The 8,817-nt window shown below is 60.7% G+C and carries 8 protein-coding genes; 5 read left to right on the forward strand and 3 right to left on the reverse strand.

All coding sequences use genetic code 11. The annotated features are described in order from the left end of the window. The coding region (locus tag ACE3OH_RS15435) for a tyrosine-type recombinase/integrase (protein WP_374354816.1) at positions 1–147 on the reverse strand (147 nt) is incomplete at its 3' end. Positions 148–398: 251 nt separating this feature from the next. Here ACE3OH_RS15435 and ACE3OH_RS15440 point away from each other — a divergent pair. Continuing rightward, the gene (locus ACE3OH_RS15440; protein ID WP_374354798.1) at positions 399–875 is read left to right on the forward strand and encodes a hypothetical protein; all 477 of its coding nucleotides are present in this window, start codon (positions 399–401) and stop codon (positions 873–875) included. Between the two features lie 23 nt (positions 876–898). Here ACE3OH_RS15440 and ACE3OH_RS15445 read toward each other — a convergent pair whose 3' ends face one another. Together ACE3OH_RS15445 and ACE3OH_RS15450 are read right to left on the reverse strand one after the other, a co-directional pair. Further along, a complete protein-coding gene (locus ACE3OH_RS15445) occupies positions 899–1,132 on the reverse strand; it encodes a hypothetical protein (protein WP_374354801.1) in 234 nt (77 codons plus the stop codon). A 61-nt stretch (positions 1,133–1,193) separates the two neighbouring features. Beyond that, positions 1,194–1,841 (reverse strand): SGNH/GDSL hydrolase family protein, encoded by a 648-nt coding sequence (locus ACE3OH_RS15450; protein ID WP_374354804.1) that lies wholly within the window; start codon positions 1,839–1,841, stop codon positions 1,194–1,196. A gap of 343 nt (positions 1,842–2,184) precedes the next feature. On the opposite strand from ACE3OH_RS15450, the gene ACE3OH_RS15455 reads away from it, so the two are divergent. From ACE3OH_RS15455 to ACE3OH_RS15470, 4 genes are all read left to right on the forward strand, one after another. After that, positions 2,185–3,174: an extracellular solute-binding protein gene (locus ACE3OH_RS15455; protein ID WP_374354819.1), complete on the forward strand. Its 990-nt coding sequence runs from the start codon at positions 2,185–2,187 to the stop codon at positions 3,172–3,174. Between the two features lie 154 nt (positions 3,175–3,328). After that, positions 3,329–4,990: an ABC transporter permease gene (locus ACE3OH_RS15460; RefSeq protein ID WP_374354807.1), complete on the forward strand. Its 1,662-nt coding sequence runs from the start codon at positions 3,329–3,331 to the stop codon at positions 4,988–4,990. Next, a complete protein-coding gene (locus ACE3OH_RS15465; RefSeq protein WP_374354810.1) occupies positions 4,987–6,033 on the forward strand; it encodes an ABC transporter ATP-binding protein in 1,047 nt (348 codons plus the stop codon). The genes ACE3OH_RS15460 and ACE3OH_RS15465 overlap by 4 nt, the downstream gene beginning before the upstream one ends. Before the next feature lie 86 nt (positions 6,034–6,119). After that, on the forward strand, positions 6,120–8,817 hold a 2,698-nt coding region (locus ACE3OH_RS15470), incomplete at its 3' end, for a tetratricopeptide repeat protein (RefSeq protein ID WP_374354813.1).

The raw sequence follows: 8,817 nt of genomic DNA on the forward strand, positions 1-8,817 counted from the left end.
TAGCGTCCGTACTTCGTTCATGTGATCAGGTGAAAGATGCGCGTAGCGCATCGTCGTCTTCAATTCCGTGTGGCCGAGCGTTCGCTGTAGCGCCAAGATATTGCCGCCGTTCATGATGAAGTGGCTTGCAAACGTGTGGCGAAGCACCTGAGGCAATTGGCCTTTGGGCAAATCGATATACCCTGTCGCCAAAGCTGGACTTCAGCGAAGTTCCTGCAACTTCAAGCCTGTCATCAGTGCTCGCGACCTCGCCGCTCAGTCCAAGCGGCAAGGCGCGGACGCACTTTGCGGGCAGCATGGGCAGTGGCGCGATGCCTGTTGGTACTCAGGGTCAACTCGCTGGCGCTCGGCGCCGATCAGCTTCAATGTAGGGCGACTTGCTTTATCGGAGGCTTCCAGTGTTTGGCCTGTTCTCATCACCAACCATCCTCGACGTTGAGCTTGGCGAGTTAAAGCGCTCACGTGGAATGTGGAGAGGGCATTTTTCTTTGCAGGGTGACGCGGCTCCGCTCATTATCGATGGCCCGAAAAATGGGCCTGATCCAGATGCCATGAAGCTTGCCAAGTCTATTGCTGGCCAGTACCCGTCCTGGCGAACCGCAATTGAAAATGCGCTTGCTCAACACTTGGCCCCATATGCCGAAGCCATAGCGTCCGGCGACTTGCCCACGCCAGAGGAGCCGCTACCTGAAATGCGCTATCCAGGTGATGTATGGCCTCACGTCGTGCTCGAATTTGTTGCTGTCATGCCCCTTGATGGCAAGCCAACAATTGAATTCGGCTACCGTGTTACCTGGGATGATGAGCACACACTCGGCGCCAGGTTCCAGGATGGCCGGCTTATCGAGCTGTGCGGGAGCGTCCTGTGTCCGTAAAACGGACGCCCAATCAACGTGCCTTAAGGCTGTGAATGATTCGCTTCTGCGCCTTGCTTGGCGTTGAGATAGTGGCAAGGCGCGGGATCCTGGCGACGCACGATGCCCAGACGTGATACCAGCACCTGTCCGACTATCGACGGCTGCCAGCAGTCGGGGTCGCTGACTTGTTCCGGCCCGGCAATGGCGGTCCGCTCGGGAAACAGTGTGTGTGCTCGCCCCTTCATGTAGTCCTCTTTTGTCCGGTGGTACAGCATGGCGTTTGCAAGTGTGCGGTCATACAACTGACCTGGCCGCAGGATCGATGGTATGGATGCGCTAGGACAAGGGCAACAGGGCCGCAATGGCCTGGGCGATTTTCAGCCCGCCGCTGTGCGATGGTTCGATAGGCGATACCGATGAGTAGTCGCTGGCATCGCGGCACAGCAGGCGCAGGTCGATGATAGTAAAGCCTGCGTAGGCCGCCTCGAACAGGATGACCTCATTGAACAGTGCCAGGGCGGTGCTCAGATTTGCACTCAGGTTTGGCACCTGATCGTAAACGGTGCACACGGCGACGCGCCGGCTGGGGCCATCTTCCGGGTGGTGCACGGCTTTTAGTGCTGCCAGCACCTTGCGGTAGTCAGCGCGAAAGTCCTCGCGCATCTCGCTGAGTATGGCGAGCGCCTGCTCGACCGTTTCAACCGGCTCGATCAGCCGGCCCATGGCGCGCAAGGCATCGTTACCGCCGCTGCTCAACACCAGAAAGCCGGCGTCATCTGGCAGTTTTGCCAGCTGCTCATGCACCTGGCTGGTGATATCGCCATCAACGGCTAGGAGGCTGATCTGCCAGCCTTCGCCCAGCAGGTCGGCCAGATGTGCTGCTACCGGCTTGCCATCGCCAACATAGGCGGCATTGTCGAAAATCGAATCGCCCAACAGCACGATATGCGCGGCGTTCACCGGCTTGATCGGGGAGCTCTGCATGACGGCAGTCCTGTTTCTGACGGCTTGGCGTCAGGCGAGTCTGGCCTGACCGATTGCACGCCATCAACGCTTGCAATCGGCCGGCGGTGGAAATGGGGGGCGCCCCTATGGGAACGTTACCGACCTACTCCGGTCCAGGGGGACTTCAGTCAGCTCAACCAGCCTCGGGGCGCGTTCAACTATAGCGTACCTGTGCAGGGCAGGGTGGCTTGAGTCAGGCCAGCGTTCGGGATGGTAGTGGTTTACCCTGATCAATCGAATATTGGTTTGATAAGCATTCTCATTTGCGGAGTGGCCATGGCATACTCGCGTCCATTCACAAGACCCGGAGTATCACGCCATGATGTTTCGTCCCCTGATGATTGCCGCAGCCCTGATCGCCGCCACCCCGGTATTGGCAGAAGAAGTAACCGTGTATTCGGCCCGGATCGAGCAATTGATCAAGCCCCTGTTTGAAGCGTTTACCAAGGACACCGGTATCAAGGTGAAGTACATCACCGATAAGGAAGGCCCGCTGATGGAGCGCCTGAAGGCCGAAGGCAGCAGTACGCCGGCCGACCTGTTGCTGACAGTGGATGCCGGCAATCTGTGGCAGGCCAGCCAGCTGGGGCTGCTCAAGCCGGCTAAGTCCTCGGTGCTGGAGGCCAATATCCCTGCCCACCTGCGCGACCCCAAGGGCGAGTGGTTTGGTTTGTCGGTGCGGGCGCGCACCATGTTTTACAACAGCGAAAAGCTCAAGCCGGCCCAGCTGAGCAGCTACGAAGACCTGGCTGATCCCAAGTGGAAAGGCAAGCTGTGCCTGCGTAGCGCCAAGAAGGTATACAACCAGTCACTGGTTGCCACGCTGATAGCCCGCCATGGCGAAGCGAAAACTGAGCAGATCGTCAAAGGCTGGGTCGCCAATCTGGCCACGGATCCCTTCGCCGATGACACCATGATGCTCAAGGCGATCGCGGCTGGGCAATGCGAGGTTGGGATTGCCAACACCTATTATTTTGGCCGCCTGATCGAGAAAGAGCCCAAGCTGCCCCTGGCGCTGTTCTGGGCCAACCAAGCGAGCTCGGGTGTGCACGTCAATGTCTCCGGTGCTGGCATTACCCGCCATGCCAAGAACGAGAAAGCTGCGCTCAAACTGCTCGAGTGGTTGTCCGCTGAGTCCGCGCAAAAGCGCTATGCCGATGAAAACATGGAATATCCGGTAAACCCCAAGGTATCGGCTGATCCGATCGTGGCAGGCTGGGGCGGATTCAAACAAGATCCGGTCAACGTTGCCAAGGCCGGTGAGCTGCAAGCGGCAGCCGTCAAGCTGATGGACCGCGCAGCCTATCGTTGATGCGGCGCAAACGGGCTTGCATATCGTCCCGGGGGCAGGCTAAGGTCGCCACCTTGATGTGCAGTCGCGCCCGCTCGATGCCGGAACGTGTCGGTGCTTGCCACGCTTTGCCAGCCAAGCCGGGCTCAAACGCCCGGCTTGGCTTTGCCCTTTCATGCGAACCTTGCTTAACGCCATTCGTCCACGATTGCATACGGCGCGCCGCTACTGGCCTTTAGCGGCTGATGAGCAGCTGCTCGCCTGGCTGATCGCCAGCATCACCCTGATTCCGCTCCTGGTGCTGCTCAGCAGCCTATGGCAGCCCCAAACCGCCATCTGGGCGCATCTGGGGCAGTTCGTACTGCCCCGCTTGCTGATCAATACCGCTTGCCTGCTCGCAGGCGTGGCCTTGGGCACCTTGTTGCTTGGGGTGTCGCTGGCCTGGCTGCTGGCTGTTCACGATTTTCCCGGTCGTCGCCTGTTTGCCTGGGCGCTGGCCTTGCCGCTGGCCATGCCGGCCTATGTGCTGGCGTTTGTGCAAATCGGGCTGTATGACTACACCGGTCCGTTACAAAGCCTGTTACGCCAGGAGTTCGGCAGCTCGGACTGGTTTCCGGCCATTCGCTCCCGCGGCGGGGTGATCCTGACCCTGACCTTGACCTTGTATCCCTATGTCTATCTGTTGGCGCGCAATGCCTTTCTGACTCAGGGACAGCGCAGTCTGGAAGCGGCGGCATCGCTGGGATTAAGCCGTCGTCGCGCTTTCTGGCGCCTGTCCTTGCCGATGGCAAGACCCTGGCTGATCGGTGGCGTGACATTGGCCTTGATGGAGTGTCTGGCTGATTTCGGCACGGTCTCCATTTTCAATTACGACACATTCACCACTGCCATCTACAAAGCCTGGTTCAGCCTGTACAACCTTGCTGCCGCTTCCCAGCTGGCTTCCGTGCTGGTTCTGGCCGTGCTGCTGCTGGCACTGCTGGAACAAAGGCTGCGCGACGACAAGCGTTATGGACTCGGTCGGAGCGGTCCGGTGCGGCGTATACCGCTGGCGGGATGGCGAGGCTGGCTGGCCAGCCTGGCCTGCTGCTGTGTACTGGCGGTGGCCTTCGCGGTTCCGCTTGGACAGCTGGCTTGGTGGGCGGCTTCGGTTGCTGCCGATCAGCTCGACCGACAGTACCTCGGTTTGATCGCTCGTTCCTTGCTGCTGGCCGGCCTCGCCGCCATCTTGGTAGTGCTGCTGGCATTGTTGTTGGCCTATGCGGTACGTCGACGCCCCGATCTCGGCAGCCGGCTCGCCGCCAGGCTGGCCACGCTGGGCTATGCCATACCCGGCACGGTGCTGGCGGTTGGGGTGTTCATTCCAGTGGCCTGGCTTGATAGGCAGCTCATCGGGCTATTGCAATCGGCTGGCCATACTGTTCCCGATCAACTGCTCAAAGGCACGCTGGTGGTCATGCTGTTGGCCTATGCCGCCCGCTTCATGGCGGTGTCTTTCGAGCCGGTGCAGGCCGCCATGCAGCGCATCAGCGCCAGCCAGGAAGAAGCCGCTGCCTCGATGGGCCTGGGCCGTCTGGCCCGTCTGTGGCGTCTGCATTTGCCCTTGCTGCGTGGCGGTTTGTTCACCGCTGCGTTGATGGTGTTTGTCGATGTCATGAAAGAAATGCCGATCACCTTGATGACCCGCCCGTTTGGCTGGGACACCCTGGCGGTGCGGATTTTCGAACTGACCAGTGAAGGCCAGTGGGAGATGGCGGCCTTGCCGGCCATCAGCCTCGTGCTGGTCGGCCTCGCGCCGGTGGTATTGCTGGCCCGGCAAACGGAGCACACCCAATGATTTCGCCCGTACTGAACATCGAGCATATTGCCGTCGCCTATGGCAACAGGACGGTGTTGCAGCAGCTCTCGCTCACCCTGTCTGCCGGGGAGATCGGTTGCCTGCTCGGTCCTTCCGGCTGCGGCAAAACCACTGCCTTGCGGGCGGTAGCTGGTTTCGAAACGCTGGCAGCCGGCCAGATCCGCATTCATGGCGATCTGGTGGCCGGTGCAGGGCAGCATTGCCCGCCTCAGCGTCGCGGTGTCGGCATGGTGTTCCAGGATTACGCACTGTTCCCGCACTTGAGCGTGGCGGGCAATATCGGCTTTGGCCTGCATTCGCTGACCCGGTCGCAGCGTCAGCTACGGGTCGCAGAGCTGCTGCAGACCGTAGGCCTTGCTGACTTGGCTGATCGCTATCCGCATCAGCTCTCCGGCGGCCAGCAACAGCGGGTTGCCTTGGCTCGCGCCATAGCACCCGCACCCCGGCTATTGTTGCTGGACGAGCCGTTTTCCAATCTTGATGTCGAACTGCGCGAACGTTTGTCGCACGAAGTGCGCGACATTCTCAAGGCGCAAAACATGACGGCCCTGCTCGTCACCCATGATCAGCACGAAGCCTTTGCCATTGCCGACCGCATCGGCGTGATGCAAGGCGGGCGCCTGCTGCAATGGGATAGCGCCTATGCCCTGTATCACGAACCGGCCGAGCGCTTTGTAGCCGACTTTGTCGGGGAAGGGGCTTTTCTTCCTGCCACCGTCTGTGCGCCCGGCGAGCTCGAGTCCGAGCTGGGCCGGCATGCTTGCGCAGCCATGCGTCATCAGGCGGTGGGCGACCAGGTGCTGGTCTTGCTGCGACCGGACGATGTACAGCATGTCGACGACAGCCGGCTGCGTGCCGTCGTGGTGAAAAAAGCGTTCCGTGGTGCCGAGTTTCTCTACACTCTGGCCCTGCCATCGGGCGCCCGGCTACTCAGCCTGGTGCCCAGCCACCACGATCATGCCATTGGCGAAGCGATCGGCATCAAGCTGGAGATAGACCACCTGATTGCGTTTGCGCAATAGGCATCATTGCCTGCGTCTTCAGGAATCGGCGCGCCGACTTGCGATAGTATTGGCGCCCTTTTCTGCCCATCGGAATGCCGTTCACCATGCCCTACCGCTATGAATTTGGTCGTTCTACCTTTGATGAGTCGCGTGCCGAACTCACCGTCAATGGCTTGACCATCGATATCCAGCCGCAGTCGTTGCGTATTCTCAGCATCTTGCTGGCGCATCAGGGCGAGGTGGTGACGCGGCAGGAGCTGGAGGAGCAAGTCTGGTTCGGCCGCTTTGTCGGTGACAATGTGCTGGCCAGCGCCATCACCCGCCTGCGGGCGGCCTTGGGTGCCTCCAATGCCGGGTTGATCGAGGCGATCCCGCGTATCGGCTACCGCATTGCCGTACCGGTGCAGCGCACGGCAATCAGCGACGGTGACGGCGGTGGCGGTACATTGCGCGTTGGGCAGCCGGTTCCTGGGCGCAGCGAATTCACGCTGGAGCGGCAGCTGGGGCAGTCGGCCAATGCAGAGGTGTGGCTGGCACACCATGGCAAGTCGCGGGTTGAGCGGGTTTTCAAATTTGCGCCCGATACGGGCCAGCTTGCCTTTCTCAAGCGCGAAGCCACCCTGGCGCGGGTGCTGTACGAGCATCTCGGCCCGCGCCGCGATCTGGTACAGCTGCATGACTGGAACTTCGATAGCGCACCGTTTTTCCTGGAAAGCGATTACGGCGGCGAGGACCTGCTGAGCTGGAGCCAGACCGATGCACGGCTGGCGCAGCTGAATAGGGAAGAGCGTCTGGCCCTGTTCCGCCAGATCGCCGAGGTGGTGGCGGCCGCACATAGCGTGGCAGTGATCCATAAGGATCTCAAACCGGCCAATATCCTGATCCAGCAGGAAGAACAGGGCTGGCAGATCAAGCTGGTGGACTTTGGCAGCGGCCGGCTTACCGATCCGGAACGTTTGCGTGACCTGGGCCTCACGCAGCTGAATGTCAGTGGCGTCAATACCCTGCATGCCGATAGCCCCAGCGGCTCGATGATGTATATCGCCCCGGAAATCCTGCGTGGCGAAGTGTCAAGCGAGCGCTCTGATGTCTATGCCCTCGGTGTGCTGCTGTATCAGCTGCTGGCCGGAGACCTGCGCCGGCCGATGGCGCCGGGTTGGGAGCGCGATATCGACGATGCGCTGCTGCGCGAAGAATTGGCCCGTGCTACCGATGGCGATATCGAGCGGCGTAGCGCCAGCGTGGCGGAGTTATTGAGCCACCTGGGAAACCTGCCGGCCCTGCGCGAGGCCCGCGCCAGCGAGGAAGCTGCCGTTGCGCAGCAGGCGCGCGACCGCGAAGCCGCGCGTCGCGCCAGGCAACGCCGGCCCTGGGTAATCGGCGTGATTGCCGCGCTGAGCATCGGTCTCGCTTCCACCTTGTATGCCTATATGAAGCTGGGGCATAGCGAAAAGCAGCTGGCGCGGCAAAGCCGCAATTTGATGGCGCTCAATCGCTTTCTCAGCGAAGACTTGATCGCTGCCGCCAGTCCGGGCTTGGTCGGGCACCCGAACCCCACCATGAAGGAGGCGATCGAGCGGGCTGCCAGCAGGCTTTCCGCACCAACGAGCGACTACTCCGATGAGCTGCGCGCCAATCTGCATGTCGCCATGCAGAGCGCCTTCATCGGGAGCGAAGAATTCGGGCAAGCCTTGCAGCAGGGGGAACTGGCGCTGAAGATGGTGAATAGATCAGCGGAGCCGGATATCGAGCTTGCCGATGATGCGCGCTTGATGAATGTGCAGGCATTGCTGAATCTGAGCCGAATCAAGGAAGCGCGGCAGCAACTGGATGCATTGTCGGCTTCCCTGGCTCGCCACGGTTCGCGGGTCACCGAAACACAAGTGCGTTTCTGGTATCTGCAGGGCACGGCAGAGCAGCTCAACTATGACTGGGAGGCCTCGCGCAAGCATTTCGCCAAGGCGAGCGAGCTGCTCGCTCGCCTTCCCGAGCATGGTGATATCCTGGAAAACTATCTCGAGCATGACTACGCGGAGTCAACCAGGCTCGCAGGTCATACGGCCGAAGCGATCGCCCTGTACGGCAAGGCGCTCGCGCGGCTCGAAGCAAAATACGGGAATGGCAATGCGTTTACTTGCGGCTCGAAACAAGGTCTGGCTGATGCATTGAACAACCAGCAGCTGATTGAGGAGGCCATTGCGATGGCGAAGCAGGCTATCAGCTGTACCAAGGCGGTTACCGGCGAGGAATCGACCAATTACGCCGGTTCATTGCGCGTCATCGCCAATGTCTATTACAACAGCCAGCGTTGGCAGCAGGCGGCCGATTCGTTTGAACAGGCGTCTTTGGTGTTTGCCAAGGTGTATGGCGATACGGCGATGGAGACGCTGGTGACCCGTCACAATCAGGCACTCAGTCTGGATCATGCCGGCCAGTCGGCCAAGGCAATGCAGATGCATCTTGATGTGCTGCAGCGGGCCCGCACCAGTCTGCCCAAGGGGCACCCGACCTTGCAGCTCGCCAGCTATTACGTAGCGAGTGCTTGGCTCGACCAAGGGCAGACCAAGGGGGTGAATGATCTATTGGACGGGCTGGACCCAAGGCAGCTGGCAAGCACGGATAACGATCCGGCGTGGAAGGGGCTGCTCGATTATCAGAAAGGTCGGCTGAAGCTGATGCTGGGTGAGTCGGCGGCCGGCACGGCCTTGTTGAATGCCGCTGCTGCCGAGATACGTGCCAAGGCGCCTGTCGACTACAAGGCAGTACTCGAAGATATCGAAGCCCTGCTGTCCAAGGTGCGCC

This window comes from Chitinimonas sp. (genome assembly GCF_041904975.1).
In the GTDB taxonomy this organism is placed as follows: Bacteria; Pseudomonadota; Gammaproteobacteria; order Burkholderiales; family Chitinimonadaceae; genus Chitinimonas.

Bases quoted from the DNA above. Each gene is read 5' to 3' on its own strand.
- ACE3OH_RS15445 (WP_374354801.1), bottom strand. From the start codon at position 1,132: ATGCTGTACCACCGGACAAAAGAGGACTACATGAAGGGGCGAGCACAC.
- ACE3OH_RS15450 (WP_374354804.1), bottom strand. From the start codon at position 1,841: ATGCAGAGCTCCCCGATCAAGCCGGTGAACGCCGCGCATATCGTGCTG.
- ACE3OH_RS15455 (WP_374354819.1), top strand. From the start codon at position 2,185: ATGTTTCGTCCCCTGATGATTGCCGCAGCCCTGATCGCCGCCACCCCG.
- ACE3OH_RS15460 (WP_374354807.1), top strand. From the start codon at position 3,329: ATGCGAACCTTGCTTAACGCCATTCGTCCACGATTGCATACGGCGCGC.
- ACE3OH_RS15465 (WP_374354810.1), top strand. From the start codon at position 4,987: ATGATTTCGCCCGTACTGAACATCGAGCATATTGCCGTCGCCTATGGC.